The organism is Streptomyces sp. SID11385 (genome assembly GCF_010548245.1).
GTDB lineage: Bacteria > Actinomycetota > Actinomycetes > Streptomycetales > Streptomycetaceae > Streptomyces.
Map to the genome: position 1 here is coordinate 1 of NZ_JAAGLR010000244.1, position 244 is coordinate 244.

Here is a 244-nt window from a genome sequence, read left to right on the forward strand (position 1 = left end):
CGAGTCCCTCGCGCTCGCCAACCTCGGCGCGCTCTTCGGCCTCCACGGCGCCCTGCGCGGCGCGCTCGTGGGCCACGCGACGGCGTGGGGCGTCCTGCTGCCGCGCGCGGCGGGGTGCGTGGCCGCGGCCCTCGAGCGGACCGGAGCCCCGCAGGAGGCGGGGCGCTACCCGCTGGCGCGGGCCGAGTCGGGCGCGGCCGAGGAGCAGGTGCTGCGCGCGGAGGTGCTCGCCCCGTTGCTGCTC

Annotated in this window: 1 pseudogene; it reads left to right on the top strand. The window is 81.1% G+C overall.

Annotated elements, in window-relative coordinates:
- Positions 1-244: pseudogene (locus G3I42_RS07375) on the top strand (iron-containing redox enzyme family protein); the annotation flags it as partial.